We start from the raw sequence: 21,606 nt of genomic DNA, 5'->3' as shown, positions 1-21,606 counted from the left end.
TTTGCAAGCGGTACACTGCCAGCTTCCCCAGGGAGGAATAAGCGATGAAAAATGTTGTGTTAAGCATGCTGGCGAAGATTTCACAAATTGATGCCACCACCAAGCAGTTGACCGCGCGCGTTGAGGCCCAGTCGCTGCTGATCGGTGCGCTGGTACTGGCCGTCAGTAAGAAAGGCGGTGTCACTGAAGTTATTGAAAGCGCCAACAAAGCCATCAACATGGTGATTGAGTCAGCCGAGGCTGACGATATGCTTAAGTCGGACGCCGCTATTCTGCTGAGCGAGTTTCAGGATCTGTTGACGATTTCGCGTGCGGTTGACAGCGCCGATGATGTCATCAACCAGCAGGCGCTGGAAGGTATTACTGGTGTGAGCAGCGCCAGCGATGACGACAAAAAGGATCCGTCCTAATCGCGCAGCGCCGCAGTCGGCTACCATTGCGCACATTTTGCCAGCGGTAACTGCATATTTATTGATCTGGGTAAAGATTTCTTCTCACTGCGCTGACAGGATGGATTCAGCGCTTTTTTTAGTTTTTAAAGGTGAGGAGAGGAACAATGCAAACGTACGATATGGTGTTTGAGGAGGCGTGCCGGCTGGTGGGGCAATGCTATCTGGAACTGGCGCAGCGCGGTGCCGCTACCGAAAAAGAGGTGCTGGCCAGCGAGTTGCGTAATCTGCAACTGCGCTATCGGGAATTAACCGGCGCGCCCAATCGCGCCGTTGAAATGGCGATTGGACAACTCAAACCCTGCTAACCCAGCCGCCCGGCCTTCAGCGCCGGGCTTTTTATCTTCCATCCACCGTAGCGGTTAACCCGCAAGCGCCAGCGCAGTCAAACCATTTCCAGCGACTGCACGCCTTTGATTTCCATCACTTTGTCATAAATGCTGTGCATCGGAAATCTGCGTGACAATGTCACCTCAACGCTCAGCTCGCACAGCCCGCTCTCTTCGTTACGATTGACCACAGCGATGTGGCCATAGCGCAAATTTTCGCGCTGCAGTACCAGCAACACCAGCGGTACGCTTTTGGCTTTGAGATGGACGATGAGGGTGTGATGGCGGCCAATCAGCCAGTGGCTGATACGGCGGAACGTTTCCAGTACCACCAGCGCCAGCACCGTGCCGTAAATACCGATTTCGTACATGCCGCTACCGATCACCAGGCCAATCGCGGCGGTCACCCACAGGCCAGCGGCGGTCGTCAGGCCTTTCACAATCTGCTTTTGTATGATGATGGTGCCAGCGCCAAGGAAGCCCATGCCGCTGACCACCTGCGCCGCAATACGGCTGGGATCCAGCGCCACATGATCGTTAGTCAGCATATCGGCAAAGCCATATTTTGACACCAGCATGAACATGGCGCTGCCAATCCCGACCAGAATGTGAGTGCGCAGGCCCGCTTCTTTAGCGCGCATCTGGCGCTCCAGGCCAATCAGTCCGCCCAGTATTCCGGCTAACGCGATGCGGATGAGCATGTCGGCTAACATCCTTCCTCCTTATTGATTGATGTTTCGTATGAACAGGCAGAGAAAAGAGGGATAACGCTGCAATCAGGATAATTCTGCTTGCCAACGACGATATTAAATTTTGTAAAAAGCTGTGTCGCCTATCGATCGCGCACCGCTGCTGACATATGCTGGTGCGACTTTTCCGCTCACACTCCCGGAGCCCGACCGATGAAAGCCGCAACTTTACTGCTGGCCGGCGCAGCGCTGTTACTCTCTGCCTGCAGCAGCAACAGCGACAATGAACCGCCGCAACAGGCCACCGCCGCGCACGTGCAGCCGCACGTCGTGATGTCGTCCATGGCAGAAGCCAACTGCAACAGCGCAGGCGGCACGCTGGCGTTCTCGCGTCAGTTAGACGGTTCACGCATCGGGATGTGTCAGCTGGCTAACGGTCGGCGCTGCGACGAACAGGCGCTGATCGGCGGTGCCTGCGCCCGCTAACGCAGGCGCAGAACCTTACGCCTTAACCTGATTTGAACAGGTTTCCCCGCGCGCCAGCTGCTGTAAATTGCTGAGCGTGGTTTCTGAAATCGCCGTCAGCGCTTCGGCGGTGAGAAAGGCCTGATGGCCGGTAAACAACACGTTGTGACAGGCCGACAGGCGGCGGAACACGTCGTCCTGAATCACGTCATTCGACTTGTCTTCAAAAAACAGGTCGCGTTCGTTCTCATACACGTCCATGCCGAGCGAGCCGATTTTCTGCTGTTTCAGCGCTTCAATCGCCGCCTGTGAATCAATCAGCCCACCGCGGCTGGTATTGATAATCATCACGCCATCTTTCATCTGGCTGAAGGCCTGCGCGTTGAGCAGATGGTGGTTTTCCGGCGTCAGCGGACAGTGCAGGGTGATGACATCGGACTCCGCCAGTAGCGTTTTCAAATCAACATATTCTGCCCCGAGCGCCAGCGCGGCGTCACTTGGATACGGATCGTACGCCAGCAGACGCATGCCAAAACCTTTCAGGATGCGCATCGTCGCCACACCAATCTTGCCGGTGCCGACCACGCCAGCGGTTTTGTTATGCATGTTGAAACCGGTCAGGCCGTCCAGCGAGAAGTTGGCATCGCGCGTGCGCTGGTAAGCGCGGTGAATACGGCGGTTGAGCGTCATCATCAGACCTACCGCGTGTTCCGCTACCGCTTCCGGCGAGTAAGCGGGCACGCGCACCACCTGCAGTCCCAGCGCGGCGGCGGCGTCGAGGTCGACGTTATTGAAACCAGCACAGCGCAGCGCGATATATTTCACGCCCAGCGCCGCCAGCTCCGCCAGCACCGCTTTGCTCCCGTCATCGTTAACGAAGATACAGACCGCGTCACAGCCAGCGGCGTTTTTCGCCGTGGTTTCGCTCAGTAGGAAGTCAAAAAACTGCAGCTCAAATCCGTAGCCTTCGTTAACGTGCTCGAGGTATTTCTGGTCGTAATGCTTGGTGCTGTAAACCGCAACTTTCATTGTTTCGCTCCTGAAAAATGCTACGTCGGTATCACATCAGGATAACGTTTTCCGCGTCATTTTGCTGTTCTTCAGCCAGACTAAAGCGGTAACGCCTTCATTTGCCGGGCGTAACATGCCATCATCTCTGTCAGGATTGGGTAAAGAACAGGAACGTTAACAGCCATGACGCGGGGCCTCCGTCGACTACTTGCTGCGCTACTGGCGCTGATACTGCTGCTGCTGGGATTGCTGCTGACGCTGACGCACTGGCTGCCGCGGCTGGCGGGTATCTGGCTGCCGGAAAATACCCGCGTCGAGCTACACGGCGCGCCGCACTGGCAGCAGGGCCGGCTGGTGTTTCCTGATGTGCGCTATCTGGCCGGTGACTGCCTGCTGGCGCAGGTCGCCGACGTGGGGCTTGGCCGGACGCAACAGCGCTGGCAGCTTGATGCGCGCGAGGTGGCGCTCAACAGCGATTGTCTGCAGGCACTGCCGCACAGTGCCACGCGCGATGCGCCGCGCAGCCTCGCAGAGTGGCAGCAGATGCTGCCCGGCGCGGATATCCATCTGCAACAGCTCAGTATTTTGCCATGGCAGCAATATGCCGGCCGCTTCGATCTGACCTTAGACAAAGACCTTCAGCAACTGCGTTATCAGGGCGACAACCTGCGCATCGCCGCGCGCCTGCAGGGGCAGCAGCTGCACATTGATCAGCTGCAGCTCAGCCATCCCATACTGCCGCAACCGGTCGAACTGCATGGCAATCTGACGCTGCCAACGTTTGCCGATGGCCTGCCGGTGGCGGGTGAGCTCAGCGGTGCGCTTAACCTGATGCAGTGGCCGCAGCCGCTGGCGCTGACGCTTAACTGGCAGCAGCAGCAGGGCGAACTGGTGGTGCGCCAGCAACAGGAACCACAGCCGTTGTTACAGCTGCCGTGGCAGGTCGATGCGCAGCAAATCCGCATCACTGCCGGTCACTGGCGCTGGCCGTTCGGGTCGCAACCGCTGTCGGGCGGCGTGGCGCTGACGCTGGATGACTGGCAGCAGGGGCTGGAACAGACGCAGATCCGCGGCCGCTTCAATTTACTGACCGCCGGACGCGGCGGTAAAGGCAACCTGGTACTGAGCGTTGGGCCGGGCAAGCTGAGCCTGACTGACAGCGCACTGCCGTTCCAGTTAACCGGCGAAAGCAAGTTTGCCGACCTGCAGCTGTACGGCACCATCCCCGGACAATTACATGGCATGCTCAGCGATCCGCAGCTCAGCCTGCAGCCGGGCGCACTGCTGCGCCTGCGCGGACGCTTACTCTCGACGCTGGAAGTGGATGAAGCGCGCTGGCCGCTGGCCGGCGTCAGCGTGGCCTCGCGCGGCATCAACGGCCGGTTACAGGCAATTCTCAACGCGCACGACCCCAGTTTCGGCCGCTTCAGGCTGCATCTCGACGGGCGCGCCAGCGACTTCTGGCCAGACAGCGGACGCTGGAACTGGCGTTACTGGGGCGAAGGCGTGATGGCGCCGCTTAGCGCCAAATGGGATGTGAAGGGCACCGGCAGCTGGCACGACACCCTGATCAGCCTCGATACGCTGAACACCGGGTTCGATCAGCTGGCGTACGGCATGGTGCAGGTGGATAAGCCGCGCCTGACGCTGACCGCGCCGGTGCGCTGGCAGCGCGATGTGGCACAGCCGGCGTTTAACGGCGGGTTTGCGCTGCGTTCCGGCCAGACCCGCTTCAGCTACGGTGGCTGGCTGCCGCCGTCCGAACTGCGTTTCGATGCCAAAGGCCGCGATCCAGGGCATTTTCTGTGGCGCGGTCAGCTCACCGCGGAAGACATCGGACCGCTGCGCGTGCATGGCCGCTGGGACGGCGAGCGGCTGCGCGGCGAAGCCTGGTGGCCGGCACAGTCGCTCAGCGTATTTCAGCCGCTGCTGAGCAGCGATCTGAAGATGCGTATCCAGTCTGGCGAGCTGCGCGCGCAGATGGCCTTTTCCGCCGCCAGCGGCCAGGGGTTTGAGGCGGGCGGGTTCTGGGCGGTGAAACAGGGCAGCGTGTGGATGCCGGACAGCGAAATCAACGGCATCGATTTTACCCTGCCGTTCCGCCTGAAAGATCATCAGTGGCAGCTGGGGCGCCGCGGGCCGGTGTCGCTGCGCATCGCCGAAGTGAAAAACCAGTTTGCGCTGCAGAACATTACCGCGGATCTGCAGGGCCACTATCCGTGGCAGGAGCGCCAGCCGCTGACGCTCAGCAACGTTAATCTCGATCTGCTCGGCGGGCACGTCAGCATGCCAGCATTGCGTTTACCGCAGCATCAGCCGGCGCGGATTTCGCTGCGTGACATTGATCTCAGCCGGCTGGTGACGGCGCTCAAACCGAAGCAGTTTGCCATGTCAGGTAAAGTGAATGGCGAATTGCCGCTGTGGGTGAACAATCCGCACTGGCTGATTGAAAAGGGCTGGATCGCCAACAGCGGCCCGCTGACGTTCCGCATGGATAAAGACATGGCGGATGCGATTGTCAGCAATAACGTGGCCGCCGGGGCGGCGATGGACTGGCTGCGCTACATGGAGATTGCCCGTTCGTGGGCGACGCTGGATCTGGATAACTTCGGTAACCTGATTCTGCAAAGCGAGGTGAAAGGCACCAGCCAGTTCAGTAACCGCCGCCAGTCCGTCAATCTTAATTACCGGCATCAGGAAAACCTGTTCCAGCTGTGGCGCAGCCTGCGCTTTGGCGATAATTTGCAATCCTGGGTGGAGCAAAACGCCACCCTGCCATCCAACAAGGACCCGAAACCATGAGCCTGAGGGCATTACTGGTGCTGACAGCGGGACTGCCGCTGCTGGGCTGTGTGCCGCGCATCGAAGTCGCCGCACCCAAAGAGCCAATCACCATCAACATGAACGTAAAAATCGAACATGAAATCCACATCAAGGTGGATAAAGACGTCGAAGCGCTGCTGAAGAATCAGAGCGGACTGTTTTGAGGAGAGGCCCGATGAAACGCAAGGGGATAGCGCTGTTGCTGGCGTTTTTGCTGGTGCCGTCGGCCTGGGCGCTGACGCTGGATCAGGCGCGCCAGCAGGGGCGTGTGGGCGAAACGCTGAGCGGTTACATCGCCGCTCGTCAGCAGGATGACGAGACGCTGGCACTGGTTAAGCGCATCAATGACGGCCGCAGCCAGCAGTATCAGCGCGTGGCGCAGCAGAACAATCTCACCACCGCCGAGGTGGCGCGCATCGCCGGCGAGAAGCTGGTTAACCGTGCCGGCAGCGGCGAATATGTGCGCGGGATTAATGGCCAGTGGGTGCAGAAATAGCCGCTTCCACGATTGCGCAGGCATAAAAAAGCCGGGCACTCAGGCCCGGCAAGACAGATAGCATCGTTTTAATGATGATTACGCAGCAACAATCTGTTTGATGGCGTCTTTGGCATCGCTGGCGGCTTTGGTTGCCACTTCCGGACCGTAGGCAATGCCTTCGGCGAACACGAAGTCAACGTCGGTGATGCCGATGAAGCCGAGGAACAGTTTCACGTACGGGGTCAGCAGATCAGTCGGGGTGTCTTTGTGAATGCCGCCACGGCTGGAGAGGATCACCGCACGTTTGCCTTTCACCAGACCTTCCGGGCCTGCTTCGGTGTAGCGGAAGGTGACGCCGGCACGGGCAATCAGGTCAAAGTAGTTTTTCAACTGAGTAGGAATGTTGAAGTTGTACATCGGAGCGGCGATAACCACGGTATCGTGCGCCTGCAGTTCAGCAATCAGTTCATCGGACAGGGCCAGCGCGTCCTGCTGACGTGGCGACAGCGGCGCGTCTGAAGGACGCAGGGCGCCAACCAGTTCACCGTCCAGTATCGGAATCGGCTGGGCAGCCAGATCGCGTACCGTGACTTCGTCGCCTTTGGCGCGGGCTTCATCAGCGTAGAAGTCTGCCAGCTGGTTAGACTGTGAATAACCGGCAAGGATGCTTGATTTCAGAACTAAAACTTTGCTCATGGTATTTTCCTGTACGTTACGCGGTTGGCTTACCGCTCAATGCGTTACACTCTACGGAGTTCGTCCGGCAGGTAAAAGCGCAATATTTCGAGGCCTATGTTCGAAATTATTGAATAAGGTGGCACGTCCGGTCAGGTGAGATGTTCCAATCTGTGCTAAGATGGCGGGCATTAATCGATTGAATCCGCCGGAAAATTCTGCCCGGCGCCGAGCCGTAAGTGCCGGCTCACTGCAACAACAGGTAATTCATCACTATGTCATCATCCGTTACGTCATCTCTGGCCCCCCTCTGGTCGCGGCTCGATAACCTGATGCTGCGCGACCGCAAAGCGCTGCAGCGACGTCTGCACGGGGCGGCAAAAGTGAAAAATCCCGCGGCGCAGCAGGAAATTATGGCTGAGCTGGAGCCGGTGTTCGCCGCGGCAGAACAGCGCGTGGCGCAGCGCGCCGCCGCGACGCCGCGCATTACGTTTCCGGACAATCTGCCGGTCAGCCAGAAGCAGCAGGACATCGCCGACGCGATTCGCGATCATCAGGTAGTGATTGTCGCCGGTGAGACCGGCTCAGGTAAAACCACCCAGTTGCCAAAGATCTGTCTGGCGCTCGGGCGCGGTGTGAAAGGGCTGATTGGGCATACGCAGCCGCGTCGTCTGGCGGCACGCACCGTGGCGAACCGCATTGCCGAAGAGCTGGAAACCACGCCCGGCGGCACCGTCGGTTACAAGGTGCGGTTTAACGATCAGGTCAGCGAAACCACTCAGGTCAAACTGATGACCGACGGTATTCTGCTGGCGGAAATTCAGCAGGATCGTCTGCTGCTGCAGTATGACACCATCATCATCGATGAAGCGCACGAACGCAGTCTGAACATCGATTTCCTGCTGGGTTACCTGCGCGAACTGCTGCCGCGTCGCCCCGATCTGAAAGTGATCATCACCTCCGCGACCATCGATCCGCAGCGCTTCTCGCGCCACTTCAATAATGCCCCGGTAATCGAGGTTTCGGGCCGCACGTATCCGGTCGATGTGCGCTATCGTCCGGTGGTGGAAGATGCCGAAGACACCGAACGCGATCAGCTGCAGGCAATTTTCGATGCGGTTGACGAACTGAGCAGCGAAGGGCGCGGCGATATCCTGATCTTCATGAGCGGCGAGCGCGAAATTCGCGATACCGCCGATGCGCTGATGAAGCGCGATTTACCGCACACCGAGATTCTGCCGCTCTATGCGCGCCTGTCCAACGCCGAACAGAACCGGGTGTTCCAGGCGCACAGCGGCCGCCGCATTGTGCTGGCGACCAACGTCGCTGAGACCTCGCTCACCGTGCCGGGCATTAAATATGTCATCGATCCGGGCACCGCGCGCATCAGCCGTTACAGCTACCGCACCAAAGTGCAGCGTCTGCCGATCGAGCCGATCTCGCAGGCGTCGGCTAACCAGCGCAAAGGGCGCTGCGGCCGCGTGTCGGAAGGGATCTGTATTCGCCTCTATTCGGAGGATGATTTCCTCAGCCGCCCGGCGTTTACTGACCCGGAAATTCTGCGTACCAACCTGGCGTCGGTGATTTTGCAGATGACGGCACTTGGACTGGGCGACATCGCCGCATTCCCGTTCGTCGAAGCGCCGGATAAGCGCAATATTCAGGACGGCGTGCGCCTGCTGGAGGAGCTCGGCGCGATTACCCTGAGCGACGAAGGTGCGTACAAACTGACGCCATCCGGGCGCAGCCTGGCGCAGCTGCCGGTCGATCCGCGGCTGGCGCGCATGGTGCTGGAAGCGCAGAAATTTGGCTGCGTGCGCGAAGTGATGATTATTGCCGCTGCGCTGTCGATTCAGGATCCGCGCGAGCGTCCGGTGGAGAAACAGCAGGCATCTGACGAGAAACACCGGCGTTTTGCCGACAAAGAGTCAGACTTTCTCGCTTTCGTTAATCTGTGGAACTACCTGCAGGAACAGCAGAAAGCGCTGTCCGGCAATCAGTTCCGCCGCCAGTGTAAAAGCGATTATCTCAATTACCTGCGCGTGCGCGAATGGCAGGACATCTACACCCAGCTGCGTCAGGTGGTGCGGGAACTGGGCATGCCGCTCAACAGCGAGCCGGCACCGTACCGTGAAGTACACTGCGCGCTGCTCACCGGTTTGCTGTCGCACATCGGTCAGAAAGATGCGGAAAAGCAGGAGTTTACCGGCGCACGCAACGCGCGTTTCGCTATTTTCCCCGGTTCCGGCCTGTTTAAGAAGCCGCCTAAATGGACCGTGGTGGCGGAACTGGTGGAAACCAGCCGCCTGTGGGGCCGCGTTGCGGCGCGCATCGATCCGGAGTGGATCGAACCGCTGGCCCAGCATCTGCTGAAGCGCAGCTACAGTGAACCGCACTGGGAGAAAGCGCAGGGCGCAGTCATGGCCACCGAGAAAGTTACGCTGTACGGGCTGCCGATTGTGCAGGCGCGTAAGGTCAATTACAGCCGCATCGATCCGCAACTCAGCCGGGAGCTGTTTATCCGTCATGCGCTGGTGGAAGGCGACTGGCAGACGCGTCACGCCTTCTTCCGCAACAACCTGAAACTGCGCAATGAAATCGAGGATCTGGAGCACAAATCGCGGCGGCGCGACATTTTAGTCGATGACGAGACGCTGTTTGCGTTTTACGATCGCCGCATTGGCAGCGAGGTGGTCTCAGCGCGGCATTTTGACAGCTGGTGGAAACAGGCCAGTAAGGACAATCCGGATCTGCTGAGCTTTGATAAGCAAATGCTGATCAAAGACGGCGCGGAGAAGGTCAGCCAGCTGGATTACCCGAACTTCTGGCATCAGGGCAACCTGAAACTGAAGCTCAGCTACCAGTTCGAACCGGGGGCCGATGCGGATGGTGTGACGGTGCACATCCCGCTGCCGCTGCTCAACCAGGTCGACGAAGCCGGTTTCGAGTGGCAGATCCCCGGCGTGCGCCGCGAGCTGATCATCGCGCTAATCAAGTCGCTGCCCAAGCCGGTGCGACGCAACTTTGTGCCGGCACCCAATTACGCCGAGGCCTTTCTTGGCCGCGTGACGGCGCTGGAGCAGCCGCTGCTGGATGCGCTGGAGCGTGAGTTCCGCCGCATGTCTGGCGTCACCATTGAGCGCGACGTCTGGCAGTGGGATCAGGTGCCCGATCACCTGAAAATGACCTTCCGCGTGGTGGATGAGCACAACCGGAAGCTGCAGGAAGGCAAAGACCTGCATCAGCTGAAGCAGGTGCTGAAGGGCAAGGTACAGGAAACGCTGTCCAACGTGGCGGATGACGGGCTGGAACAGCGCGGGCTGCATCTGTGGAGCTTCGGCGATCTGCCGCAAAGCTACGAGCAGAAGCGCGGCAATTATCAGGTCAAAGCCTGGCCGGCGCTGGTGGATGAAAAAGACAGCGTCGCGATTCGCCTGTTTGACAGTGAACGCGAGCAGCAGAAGATGATGTGGCGTGGCCAGCGGCGGTTATTGCTGCTGAACATTCCTTCGCCGATCAAGTATCTGCACGAGAAGCTGCCAAACAAAGCCAAGCTCGGACTCTATTTCAATCCGTACGGCAAAGTACTGGAGCTGATTGATGACTGTATCGCCTGCGGCGTGGATAAGCTGATGGCGGACGCCGGTGGGCCGGCTTGGCAGCAGGAAAACTTCGAGCAGCTGCGCGATAAAGTACGCGCTGAACTGAACGACACGGTGGTGACCATCGCCAGCCAGGTCGAGCAGATTCTTACCAGCGTGTTCAACATCAACAAGTTCCTCAAGGGGCGGGTGGATATGACGCTGGCACTGGCGCTGGCGGATATCAAAACGCAGCTGAGCGGCCTGGTGTATCGCGGTTTTGTCACCGGCAACGGCTATCAGCGGCTGGGTGACACACTGCGCTATCTGCACGGTATTGAGCGCCGGCTGGAGAAGCTGCCGGTCGATCCGCACAGCGATCGGGCGCGGATGCTGAAAGTGCAGGCGGTAGAGCAGGCGTGGCAAAGCTGGCGTAACAAGCTGCCGCCGCAGCGTCAGGACGATGAAGAGGTACAGGCGATTCGCTGGATGCTGGAGGAGCTGCGCATCAGTTATTTTGCGCAGCAGCTGGGCACGCCGTATCCCATCTCCGACAAACGTATTCTGCAGGCGATGGAGCAGCTGGGCTGACTTATTGCGCCAGCGCTTCCAGCTTGTCTTTAAAGGATGTAACGGCAATGGCGCGGTTATCGGCGCGATAGCGATCGGCCGGTGCCGGTGCCGAGCTCTGTACCGCAATCAGCTGCCACTCGCCGTCGCGCTTCAGCAGCAGCGGTGAACCGCTGTCGCCCGGCAGGGTGTCGCACTGGTGCGACAGCACGGCACGCTGCGCCCAGCCGGTGATCAGGCAATCGCTGTGCGAGTAGAGTGTATCCAGATGGTCAGCGGGATAACCGGCCTGTGTCACTTTGCGGCGGGTGGTTTTCAGCGCGGCGGTTAAATCGCTGCGCGAACCGTCAAACAGCGGAATCGGCACGATACCGGACGGCGGATTGTGCAGAATCACCAGGCCGTAATCGTAAGGTGCCGCGTCTGGCGGCACGATCCAGCCTTCACCATCCGCCTGCAGACGCCGCGCCAGCGAAGGCTCCACGCGCGCGTCGATATCATGAATTTCGTAGCGCCAGCCTTTGGCACCCGCCATAAAGCGCAGTGCGACCGGCTTGTCGAATTTGCCCGGGGGCGTCAGTAAGCAGTGTCCGGCCGTCAGTGCCAGATGGGCCGAAATCAACGTGGCACTGCACAGATTGCCGCTTTCCGTCTCTAACTGACCAATGGCATCCCACGGCGCCGCACTGACGTCGGTAATGGCTTTACGATGATCTTTGCCGAAGAACAGGGTCTTAATCTCTTCCGGGCTGGGGCCGTCTTCATCATCGGCATGTGCTGTGAGGTTAAAGCTAAAAAGACCTACAAATAACAGGATAGCCAGGCGCATAGTTCTCTCAATGGCGAGAATAAATAGAGGTTATGGTCATCACGCTTGAGCGATAACTATAGTCGGTGAGCGGTAAAAAAGGGAGAAATATTGGAGTAATCAGCACGCTACAACGACTAGATAAAAAAGCTGGCCGCAATAATGCCGCACAGAATCATGACAATCAGGATAATTTCGAAGCGATAGCGACGCACCATTTTTCGCTACTCCAGTAAATAAACACCCGGCAGAACCGGGTGTTTTCAATCATTAATGCGGTGTTGGCGCGCAAGGCAACCTTATTTAGCAGCTTTTTTCGCTTTGTGGTGCTTTTTAGCAGCCTGAGCTTTCTGAGCAGCTGGTTTGGTTACTTTTTTGTGGTGCTTTTTAGCCGCCTGAGCTTTCTGTGCAGCTGGCTTGGTGGCCTTGTGGTGTTTTTTAGCAGCCTGGGCTTTCTGAGCCGCTGGCTTGGTGGCTTTCTTGTGGTGCTTTTTAGCGGCCTGGGCTTTCTGAGCAGCTGGTTTGGTGGCTTTCTTGTGGTGCTTTTTAGCCGCCTGCGCTTTCTGAGCCGCTGGTGCTTTCTTCTCTACTTTCTTGTGCTTTTTGGCAGCCTGCGCTTTCTGAGCAGCGGCTTTTTTGTGGTGAACAGCTTTGTGCTTAGCCGGTGCAGCGGTAGTTGCAGCAGCAGCAGGAGCAGCAGTTGTTGTCTCAGCAGCGAAGGCTACAGAAGACAGACCCATAGCAGCGGCGATCACCAGCGCAAATAATTTTTTCATTGCAAAACCCTCGAACTATTTTTTCATGTGTAGCCCACTGCGGGGCCGGTGAATGCACTATATGTAAAACAATTCGCGCCTTCAGTGAGGGAATGGTATCGGCGTGTAACGGATTGTACAAAGCAGGAAAACCGGGCAGGGCGGGAATAGTTGCGGATCACTCTCCGCGCAAAAAACGGCGGCCGGGCAGGCCGCCGCACGGATCAGGCAGAGAGATAACGCTGTTCCAGATGCTGACGGAAATAGTGTGGATTGAGCGCTTCGCCAGTGGCATTGATCAGCAGCTGCTGCGTCGGGAAGCGGCTGCCGTGCTGCCAGATGTTCTGCTGCAGCCAGTCAAACACCGGTTGCAGTTCGCCCTGCTGAATCAATTCGTCCACCTGTGGAATGGCGCGTTTTACCGCCTGGAACAGCTGAGCGGCGTACATCGCGCCCAGTGTGTAGGTCGGGAAGTAGCCGAAGGCGCCGTCGGTCCAGTGAATATCCTGCATGCAGCCGTCGCGGTAGTTGCCGCGCGTATCGATACCCAGCGACTGCTGCATTTTTTCATCCCACAGCGCCGGAATATCCTCGACTTCAATCTCGCCTTCAATCAGCGCCCGCTCGATTTCGTAACGTAAAATCACATGGGCCGGATAGCTCAGCTCATCGGCATCGACACGAATGAAACCCGGCTTCACGCGCTGGGTCAGCCGAATAAAGTTGTTGCGCTCCAGCGCCGGCTGGTCGCCCATCAGCGCCACCACCTGGGGATGAATATGCTGCAGGAAGGCATGACTGCGCCCCAGCTGCATCTCCATAAACAGGCTCTGCGATTCATGCATCGCGGTCGAGCGCGCCAGCGCTACCGGCTGTCCGCGCCACTGCTGTGGCAGATTCTGTTCATAGCGCGCATGGCCGGTTTCGTGGATCACGCCCATCAGCGCGCTGAGAAAATCGTTTTCGTTGTAGCGTGTGGTGATACGCACATCTTCCGGTACGCCGCCGCAGAACGGGTGCGCGCTCACGTCCAGCCGGCCGTGATTAAAATCAAACCCTAACGTTGCCATCACGCTCAGGCCGAGCTGCTTTTGTGATTCGATGGCGAAGGGGCCGACCGGCTGGGCAATCGGCGTTGCCTGCTGGCGGGCTACCGCTTTTTGCAGCAGATCCGGCAGCCAGCTTTTCAGATCGCCAAAAGTGCTGTCGAGCTGCGCGCTGGTCATGCCTGGCTCAAACACATCCAGCAGCGCATCGTAGCGTGATACGCCGAGCGCATCGGCGCGCAGCTGAGCCTCTTCGCGGCTCAGCCTCACCACTTCTTTCAGGTTAGCGCTGAAGCCCTGCCAGTCATTGGCCGGACGCTGACTGCGCCACGCGTGTTCACAGCGCGAGCCGGCCAGCGATTTGGCTTCCACCAGCGAGGCCGGCAGCAGCGTTGCCTGGCGCCACGCGCGCTGCATTTCGCCCAGATTGGCCTGTTCCACATCGTTCAGCGACTCCTGCCCGGCGGCGTCAAACAGCCCACCGAGGCGCTTGTCGGTCAGCAGCTCGTGCATAAATACGCTCAGCTCTGCCATCGCTTCTCCACGCGCCTGGCTGCCGCCCGGCGGCATGGTGGTTTGCATATCCACGCCGGCAATCGCGCCCAGATGGCCAAAACGCGCCAGGCGCTGAAAAGTGCGGCTAAGTTCCTGATAAGCTGCAGTCATGTAACAAGCTCCTTATGAAGGTAAGCGCGGCGTTACGTCGCGCAGGGGGAGATCAACCGGCCAGCAGAAGCGTACGCAGGCGCCGCCCAGCGGACTGCTCTCAATCGAGACCTGGCCCTGCAGCGCCTGCGCAATAGAGTGCACAATCGCCAGACCGAGGCCGCAGCCGCCGGTGGCGCGATCGCGGCTGGGATCGAGCCGTACGAAAGGCTCGAATACCCGCTGGCGTTCATCCGGCGGAATGCCCGGACCATCATCTTCAACCTGCAGATTGCCGATGGCGCCGTCAAACCACAGGCTGACACGCAGCCGCTGCTGCGCATAGCGCAGGGCGTTATTCACGAGGTTATCCAGCACCCGCTCCATCAGGCGCGTATCTGCCGCGCCAATGTTTTCCAGCTGCGGAATATCCAGCGTAATGTGCGTCTGCGGATTCATGGTCTGCACGTCAGCGATGTGCACGCGCAGCCACTGGGCCAGATCGAAAGATTGCAGATTGAGGTCAACGCGCGGCCGGTCGAGGCGCGCATAGGTCAGCAGCTCCTCAATCAGGCTCTCCAGCTGGCCGACGTCACGGTTCAGCGCCGCGGATTCTGCCGCGCTGAGGTTTTCACTCATCTCCAGCCGGTATCGCAACCGGACCAGCGGCGTGCGCAGTTCGTGCGCGATACCGTCAATCAGCTGTTTTTTACTCGCCACCAGCGTATTGATGTTGTCTGCCATCTGGTTGAACGCCACGCCAAGGCTGTGCAGGCTGGAGGTGTTTTCAAAATGAGTGCGCACGTCAAGCTCGCCGCGACCAAAGCGCTGAGCCGCTTTCTCCAGCCGCTGCATCTCCTGCCAGTGCGGGCGCAGCCAGATGAACACCGGCAGCGCCAGCGACATGCCAATAAACGCCAGCAGGGCGATATCAAGGATGCGCATCTGGTGCAGATAAAACAGGTAAGGAATCGGTCCGACCGACAGCACATAGTGGCTGCGCGGGATGTGCTGCAGGAAGGTGTACTGATCGTCGAGGGCGACGATCTCACCGGCGCGCAGCCGCTTCATGTCGGCTTCGTCCAGCTGATATTTGCTCATCGGTTCGATGTGCAGCTCAAAGGATAAATCGAGATCGAGGTTGCGGATGGTTTTATTCCAGTCGCGCGGCGGGATCTCACGCAGTTCGCTGCGCATCAGAAACAGCGAGCTGGCCATCAGGTCGTTCATCGACTGGCGTCCGGCGCGCTCGGCGGTGAATTTGTACACCAGACCCACCAGCAGCGTCATCACCAGGAAGCAGACGAACAGCAGCAGATAGAACTGAATGAAGAGCTTTCTCATCAGGAGCGGGTATCCCAGGCCTGCGGCGCGAACAGATAGCCTTTGTTACGGATGGTTTTGATGCGGAACGGCTCGGTGGCGCTGTCGTACAGTTTCTTGCGCAGGCGTGAAATGGCGACGTCGATGCTGCGATCCATGCCGTCATAGCTCACGCCGCGCAGAGTTTTCAGCAGCGCGTCACGGTCGAGAATTTCTCCGGCGTGGCTCGCCAGCTCCCACAGCAGGTCAAAATCGGCGGTCGAAAGGGTGATGGGTTCGTCGAACAGGATCACCTGGCGGTTGAGCGCATCAATGGTGAGCGAACCAAACCGCAGCACCTTTTGCGAGCTCTGCACGGCAGGTGCGGCTTCCGGTTTGGCCACGTGGGCCTGGCGCAGATGCAGGCGCAGACGCGCCAGCAGCACCGCCGGCGGCGTGGTTTTCAGAATATAGTCATTGGCGCCCATCTCCAGCGCCAGAATGTGGTTCATGTCGCTGTCGAGCGAGGTCAGCAGCACAATCGGCCCCTGCCAGTGCGCACGCAAATCGCGGCACAGCGTCATGCCATCTTTGCCCGGCAGCATGATATCCAGTAACACCAGATCCGGATCGGCGGCGAGAATGGTTGCTTCCGCGCGATCGCCGCGCGTCTCAACCAGTACCTCAATATCGTGGCGGCCAAGATAAGCCGCAATCAGTTCGCCGACTTCCGGCTCATCTTCCACATAGACAATTTTGTTCATAATGCTCTGTCATGGCTGAGAATGTCAGCAGCATAGCTTTTCCTGGTCCTGAGCTCTACGCTACCGCACGAATTATCCTTGTCTTACTGGTATGTACACCGTGAAATGTGCCATTATTACCGGCGCGTTCTGGCGCAAGGTTCGGAATCGTACTGAAAACAGGAGGAGTGCGAGGGTGTCTGATAAAGAGCTGGCTTCAGCCGGATACAGTGACCGCATCTGCTTCAACTACAGTGACTTCCTTTCCGCTTCCTGCAAAAAACGCTGGAGCTTTGTCGATGCCATTTACGGCGTGATGCCAATTTTTGGCATGGTGACGCGCAAGTCCGGGCACAGTTTACAGGCCAGCGACGACCATCTGAAAGAATTAGCATTACAAATCATTTCAACCCAGGTCAGCGACGAAATTAACATCGCCCGACTGATTACCCTGGCCGAACAGCAGCACATCAGCCGCTTCGATATTCAGCTGCCTTATCCGCTGTCCGCTGAGCAGCTTGACGCCATCCATCTGGAATACCGCAAGCCGCTCAATCTGACACAGCAGAACGATCTGCTGTGCGTTTCCATTCCCTTACAACCGCACTGATTAGCGCGTCAGCTGCCACAGCGCGGGCAGTGAGGCGGCAATTAACAGCACGATGGCGATGCGCTCCAGCGCAAACAGCGGTTGATCGCCGCGGCCACCGCGTCGTGCATACAGGAACAGCAGAAGACCCGGCGCGTAAAGCACCACCGACAACAGCAGATGCAGCGGCCCCGAGGCGTACAGCAGCCACAGCCCATAGGCGCTGGCACCGAGACCGGTCAACAGGGCCAGCGGTTTGTGCTGACCGCGTACCACTTTGACCAGATACAGACCGACCAGCAGATAGGGCACGAGGATCATTTCTGAGGCGATAGTCAGCAGCGTGTTGTAATCCGCGCCGGTAACCGCAATCAGAATCAGGCACACCTGCACGCTGCCGTTAGTCAGCCACAGCGACGCCGCCGGCGCGTTATGACGGTTCTGCCGGGCAATGCTGCGCGGAAACGCGCCCTGCTGCGCGGCGAGGAACGGGACTTCTGCCGCCATAATGGTCCAGCTGAGATAGGCCCCGCATACCGAAATAATCAGGCCAACCGCAATCACCGCATCGCCCCAGTGACCCAGCAGCCGTTCCATCAGACCGGCCATCGACGGATTGCGCATCTGCGCCAGTTCCGCACGCGGCACCACGCCAAGCGACAGCAGCGTCACCAGCAGATAGACCAGCAGCGCGGCCAGCACCGCCAGCAGGGTGGCGCGCCCGACATCTTTCTTGTGGCGCGCGCGGGCAGAAACTACCACCGCGCCTTCCACGCCAATAAATACCCACAGAGTAATCAGCATGGTCTGTTTGACCTGCTGCCACAGCGGCTGACCGAGCGCTGCGCCGTCAAAGTCAAAACGGAAGCGATCGTAATTAAACGCCAGCAGCGCCAGCACCACGAACAGCAACAGCGGCACCAGTTTGCCCAGCGTCGCCAGCAGGTTGATGCTGGCCGCCGTCTGTACGCCGCGCAGCACCAGCCAGTGCACCAGCCACAGCAGCACGGAAGCGCCAAGCATCGCCTGCCAGGTGTTGCCATCGCCAAACACGATGCGATCCGGCGTATCGGTAAAGAAGCTCAGCGCTGAAAACACAATCACCAGATACGAGACGTTGGCAATCACCGCACACAGCCAGTACCCCCATGCCGAGCAGAAGCCGGTCAGCTCGCCGAAGCCGGCGCGCGCGTAGGTGAAGATGCCGCCATCCAGTTCCGGGCGCAGACGCGTCAGCAGCAACATCGCCAGCGACAGAAAGAGGATACCGACACCGGTGATCAGCCAGCCGATCAGCAGCGCTGCCGGACCGGCAACCGCCGCCATATTTTGTGGCAGGCTAAAGACGCCCGCGCCGAGCATCGAGCTGAGCACCAGCGCAGTGAGCGCGCTAAGACCTAATTTTTTATCCAAAACGCCATTCCTGAGCAGCAGAGTGTGCTGGGTAGTAGTTGTTCAGCCAGAGTGTAACGTGGCAATCAGTCCCGTTTAAAACGGAATACCCTGAAAACAGGCGGCAGATTTTACGGAGAGCGAACGGTGAAGGCAATGCAAGACTATGCAGATTTGCACACGGATTATGCAAACGGCAGGGCGACGGGCGCCGCCCTGCGCGGGGATTATTTAAACAGGTCAGCGGTGACGGTCAGGTTGCCGCCGCTCTGGTTCTGCCACTGGCGCGTAATGTGATAGTACTTCGCGCCTTTAGCGATGGCGCGTTTGCCCACGGCTTCTGAGATCTCGGTTGGCGTGCCGAAATGATCGGAGAAGGAGATGGTGTCAAACGGCTGCATCTGTGCGGCAGTGATCGCATTGACTTCCTGCACGCTGCGGCCATCCGGCTGCGTCACAGTATAACGCTGACCGGTAGAGCTTTGGGTTTCAAAGAAACGACCCACGCTGGTGCTTGGCGTATCTGAGGAAGCAACGCCAGGGATCGCCACTTTCTTCGCCGCTGCGCCGCCCGCAGCCAGGGCTGCTTTACCGGCTTCTGAATCAGCAGGAATGGAGTCAGACGTATCCTGCACCACGCGCGCTTTGGCATCGGCTTTATACACGTAGGCGGTCACGTACTGGTTGCCACCGTTGTTAGCATCCACCTGACGCACAATAAAGAAGGAGGCCGCGCCTTTGTTTTTTGCCGCTTTGGCGATGGCTTCGTTCACGTCCGGCTGGCTGGAGAAGAAGCCGCTGACGGAGACGGTGTCAAACGGCTCAAGGCGATACGCTTCGGCCTTCGGCAGCTCTTTCACGCCGTTGAACATCCGGTATTGCGTGCTTTGTTCCACTTTCGCTGCATTGGCTTTGTACAGATCGGCGGTAACGCGCCAGTTGCCACCGTTACCGTTGCTGTCGTTGATGCCCTGCACGTAGAAAGAGTCCGCGCCTTTGGCGTCGGCGGCTTTAGACACGGCGTCTGTTGCATCGCCAATTGCATTAAAACGGCCGCTAATATTGATGCGTTCGAATGGTTTTAACGCGGCCGCTTGTTCTGGCGTTAACTCTTTGGCAGCAAACGCATTGGCTGCCAGCAGTGATAACAGGGTCGACGCCAGAATGGTGTTCTTCAGCTTCATAAAAATGATCCTTCGCCTTACGCAAATTGAGTACGAAAACGTGCTGGACTCTTGATGTATAACAGATTAGCCGCTGATTATTGCATGTAATAATCGGCCTGTCTCAGCCAATTTATGCGCATAACATTGACAATCCCAGCATTTTATTCATCGGCCTGTCATCTTTCGCTGTTATGGCTTTTTTTTGGTCAGCTTACCGCTTTAACCGGTATCGCTTAGTACCATAATAGTTAAAGCATTGTTAAATATAGGTTTTTAAAAACAGTTAATTCGTCATGACACGATTAGGCACAGCAGATTATTTTCCATAATGCCGCAAACCTGGTGGCATCCCGCGGTATTCATCGCTGGCATCTGAATATCTGTGTGAATGTCATAAGTGTGCGTTATGGCGCTAGATCGTCCTGGGCATTTTCAGTAGGTTATAAAGACTTTGTTACATAGTGCATTTCGCTCATAAAAAGCTGAAACAGCGTTTCGGCTTTTAAGCATGTGCCCCTTACAGAACCTCATCCTTTAATCATGGAAAGGAAACAGTATGTTAATTGGGATACCCAAAGAGCGGTTAGCCAATGAGTCCCGCGTCGCAGCGACGCCAAAGACCGTTGAGCAGCTCATCAAGCTGGGATTCAGCGTCACCGTTGAGCAGGGCGCCGGGTTGCGCGCCAGCTTTGATGATGACAGTTTTATCGCCGCCGGTGCCAGCATCAGTCATCCGCAGGATGTCTGGCAGTCCGACATCGTGCTGAAGGTGAACGCGCCAGACGACAGCGAGATCGCCCTGATGCGCGCGGGCAGTACGCTGGTGAGCTTTATCTGGCCAGCACAGAACCCGGCGCTGCTGGAGAAATTAGCCGCACGCAACATCACCGTAATGGCGATGGATTCCGTACCGCGTATTTCACGCGCGCAGTCGCTGGATGCGCTCAGCTCGATGGCGAACATCGCCGGTTACCGTGCCATTGTCGAAGCAGCCCATGAGTTTGGCCGCTTCTTCACCGGGCAAATCACCGCCGCCGGTAAAGTGCCACCGGCCAAAGTGATGGTCATCGGGGCTGGCGTGGCAGGTCTGGCGGCGATTGGCGCGGCGGGCAGCCTCGGTGCCATCGTGCGCGCCTTCGACACCCGTCCGGAAGTGAAGGAGCAGGTGCAGAGTATGGGTGCCGAGTTCCTTGAACTCGACTTTCAAGAGGAAGCGGGCAGCGGCGACGGTTACGCCAAAGTGATGTCCGAGGCCTTTATCAAGGCGGAAATGGCGCTGTTCGCGGCGCAGGCGCAGGAAGTGGACATTATCGTCACCACCGCGCTGATCCCGGGCAAGCCGGCCCCGAAGCTGATCACCGCAGAGATGGTGGCCAGCATGAAGCCGGGCAGCGTGATTGTTGATCTCGCGGCAGCCACCGGCGGTAACTGCGATCTGACCGTCGCCGACCGCGTCACGCTGAGCGACAACGGCGTCAAAATCATCGGCTACACCGATCTGCCGAGCCGGCTGCCAACGCAGTCCTCGCAGCTGTACGGCACCAACCTGGTAAACCTGCTGAAGCAGCTGTGTAAAGAGAAAAACGGCGAGATCGTGGTTGATTTTGACGATGTCGTGGTGCGCGGCGTCACGGTAATTCGTGACGGAGAAGTGACCTGGCCTGCGCCACCGATTCAGGTCTCTGCTGCGCCACAGGCCGCAAAACCTGCCGCACAGCCGCAGGTGAAAGCGGCAGAGAAGCCCGCTGCGCCGTGGCGCAAATATCTGCTGCTGGCGCTGGCGGTAGTGCTGTTCGGCTGCCTGGCCAACGTCGCACCAGCGGAATTCCTGTCGCACTTCACCGTGTTCGCGCTTGCCTGCGTCGTCGGGTATTACGTGGTGTGGAACGTCAGTCACGCGCTGCATACGCCGTTAATGTCCGTCACCAACGCCATCTCCGGCATTATTGTGGTGGGCGCGGTGCTGCAGATGGGCCATGGCGGCTGGGTCACCTTCCTGGCGTTTATCGCCGTCCTGATTGCCAGCATCAATATCTTCGGTGGTTTCACCGTCACCCAGCGCATGCTGAAAATGTTTCGTAAGAATTAAG

Annotated in this window: 19 protein-coding genes; 9 read left to right on the top strand and 10 right to left on the bottom strand. The window is 58.5% G+C overall.

Annotated elements, in window-relative coordinates; translation table 11 throughout:
- Positions 1 to 44 precede the first annotated feature (44 nt).
- A complete protein-coding gene (gene iraP / locus C1Y43_RS01130) occupies positions 45 to 410 on the top strand; it encodes an anti-adapter protein IraP (RefSeq protein WP_010618425.1) in 366 nt (121 codons plus the stop codon).
- A 146-nt stretch (positions 411 to 556) separates the two neighbouring features.
- Positions 557 to 757 (top strand): DUF2767 family protein, encoded by a 201-nt coding sequence (locus C1Y43_RS01125; protein WP_010618426.1) that lies wholly within the window; start codon positions 557 to 559, stop codon positions 755 to 757.
- A 77-nt stretch (positions 758 to 834) separates the two neighbouring features.
- On the opposite strand, the gene C1Y43_RS01120 is transcribed toward C1Y43_RS01125, so the two are convergent.
- Entirely contained in the window at positions 835 to 1,491 is a 657-nt protein-coding gene (locus tag C1Y43_RS01120; protein WP_021506125.1) for an MgtC/SapB family protein, read from the bottom strand.
- Between the two features lie 189 nt (positions 1,492 to 1,680).
- Here C1Y43_RS01120 and C1Y43_RS01115 point away from each other — a divergent pair, with 189 nt between their 5' ends.
- Complete coding sequence (locus C1Y43_RS01115; RefSeq protein ID WP_021506124.1) at positions 1,681 to 1,953, top strand: DUF333 domain-containing protein; 273 nt, start codon at positions 1,681 to 1,683, stop codon at positions 1,951 to 1,953.
- Between the two features lie 15 nt (positions 1,954 to 1,968).
- Here the strand turns inward: C1Y43_RS01115 and C1Y43_RS01110 are convergent, their stop codons facing one another.
- The gene (locus tag C1Y43_RS01110) at positions 1,969 to 2,961 is read right to left on the bottom strand and encodes a 2-hydroxyacid dehydrogenase (protein ID WP_088515817.1); all 993 of its coding nucleotides are present in this window, start codon (positions 2,959 to 2,961) and stop codon (positions 1,969 to 1,971) included.
- Between the two features lie 165 nt (positions 2,962 to 3,126).
- On the opposite strand from C1Y43_RS01110, the gene C1Y43_RS01105 reads away from it, so the two are divergent.
- The 3 genes from C1Y43_RS01105 to C1Y43_RS01095 are packed head-to-tail and all read left to right on the top strand — an operon-like array spanning position 3,127 to position 6,262.
- Complete coding sequence (locus C1Y43_RS01105) at positions 3,127 to 5,745, top strand: YdbH family protein (RefSeq protein WP_104186714.1); 2,619 nt, start codon at positions 3,127 to 3,129, stop codon at positions 5,743 to 5,745.
- Entirely contained in the window at positions 5,742 to 5,930 is a 189-nt protein-coding gene (locus C1Y43_RS01100) for a YnbE family lipoprotein (RefSeq protein WP_010618431.1), read from the top strand. Before C1Y43_RS01105 ends, C1Y43_RS01100 begins: the two co-directional genes overlap by 4 nt.
- An 11-nt stretch (positions 5,931 to 5,941) precedes the next feature.
- Positions 5,942 to 6,262: a YdbL family protein gene (locus C1Y43_RS01095; protein WP_021506121.1), complete on the top strand. Its 321-nt coding sequence runs from the start codon at positions 5,942 to 5,944 to the stop codon at positions 6,260 to 6,262.
- Positions 6,263 to 6,340: 78 nt separating this feature from the next.
- Here the strand turns inward: C1Y43_RS01095 and azoR are convergent, their stop codons facing one another.
- Complete coding sequence (gene azoR / locus C1Y43_RS01090; RefSeq protein WP_104186713.1) at positions 6,341 to 6,940, bottom strand: FMN-dependent NADH-azoreductase; 600 nt, start codon at positions 6,938 to 6,940, stop codon at positions 6,341 to 6,343.
- Between the two features lie 254 nt (positions 6,941 to 7,194).
- Between azoR and hrpA the strand changes: the two genes are divergently transcribed.
- On the top strand, positions 7,195 to 11,091 hold the full coding sequence (gene hrpA / locus C1Y43_RS01085; RefSeq protein ID WP_104186711.1) for an ATP-dependent RNA helicase HrpA: 3,897 nt from the start codon (positions 7,195 to 7,197) through the stop codon (positions 11,089 to 11,091).
- 1 nt (position 11,092) lies between these two features.
- On the opposite strand, the gene C1Y43_RS01080 is transcribed toward hrpA, so the two are convergent.
- The 5 genes from C1Y43_RS01080 to rstA form a co-directional block, all read right to left on the bottom strand.
- Positions 11,093 to 11,899: a serine protease gene (locus C1Y43_RS01080; RefSeq protein ID WP_104186710.1), complete on the bottom strand. Its 807-nt coding sequence runs from the start codon at positions 11,897 to 11,899 to the stop codon at positions 11,093 to 11,095.
- 278 nt (positions 11,900 to 12,177) lie between these two features.
- Positions 12,178 to 12,654 carry an acid resistance repetitive basic protein Asr gene (gene asr / locus C1Y43_RS01075; protein WP_071813568.1) on the bottom strand — a complete coding sequence of 159 codons (477 nt, stop codon included), beginning with the start codon at positions 12,652 to 12,654 and terminating at the stop codon, positions 12,178 to 12,180.
- A gap of 203 nt (positions 12,655 to 12,857) precedes the next feature.
- Positions 12,858 to 14,345 (bottom strand): carboxypeptidase M32, encoded by a 1,488-nt coding sequence (locus C1Y43_RS01070; protein WP_104186709.1) that lies wholly within the window; start codon positions 14,343 to 14,345, stop codon positions 12,858 to 12,860.
- Positions 14,346 to 14,357: 12 nt separating this feature from the next.
- A complete protein-coding gene (gene rstB / locus C1Y43_RS01065; RefSeq protein ID WP_021506114.1) occupies positions 14,358 to 15,668 on the bottom strand; it encodes a two-component system sensor histidine kinase RstB in 1,311 nt (436 codons plus the stop codon).
- The gene (rstA, locus tag C1Y43_RS01060; protein ID WP_021506113.1) at positions 15,668 to 16,390 is read right to left on the bottom strand and encodes a two-component system response regulator RstA; all 723 of its coding nucleotides are present in this window, start codon (positions 16,388 to 16,390) and stop codon (positions 15,668 to 15,670) included. The genes rstB and rstA overlap by 1 nt, the downstream gene beginning before the upstream one ends.
- Positions 16,391 to 16,565: 175 nt before the next feature.
- Between rstA and C1Y43_RS01055 the strand changes: the two genes are divergently transcribed.
- Positions 16,566 to 16,979: a hypothetical protein gene (locus C1Y43_RS01055; protein WP_021506112.1), complete on the top strand. Its 414-nt coding sequence runs from the start codon at positions 16,566 to 16,568 to the stop codon at positions 16,977 to 16,979.
- Here C1Y43_RS01055 and C1Y43_RS01050 read toward each other — a convergent pair whose 3' ends face one another.
- Positions 16,980 to 18,371, bottom strand: coding sequence for a basic amino acid/polyamine antiporter (locus C1Y43_RS01050; RefSeq protein ID WP_021506111.1), 1,392 nt, complete (start codon positions 18,369 to 18,371; stop codon positions 16,980 to 16,982).
- A gap of 206 nt (positions 18,372 to 18,577) precedes the next feature.
- Positions 18,578 to 19,534, bottom strand: coding sequence for a DUF1471 family protein YdgH (gene ydgH / locus C1Y43_RS01045; RefSeq protein WP_021506110.1), 957 nt, complete (start codon positions 19,532 to 19,534; stop codon positions 18,578 to 18,580).
- Between the two features lie 538 nt (positions 19,535 to 20,072).
- Here ydgH and pntA point away from each other — a divergent pair.
- Positions 20,073 to 21,605, top strand: a complete 1,533-nt coding sequence (pntA, locus tag C1Y43_RS01040; RefSeq protein ID WP_104186707.1) for a Re/Si-specific NAD(P)(+) transhydrogenase subunit alpha — start codon at positions 20,073 to 20,075, stop codon at positions 21,603 to 21,605.
- Position 21,606 lies beyond the last annotated feature (1 nt).

This window comes from Pantoea sp. ICBG 828, assembly GCF_002928355.1.
Taxonomy (GTDB): Bacteria; Pseudomonadota; Gammaproteobacteria; order Enterobacterales; family Enterobacteriaceae; genus Pantoea; species Pantoea dispersa.
Note: the sequence above shows the minus strand (reverse complement) of the source record. Positions and strands in the feature narration are given on the sequence as shown.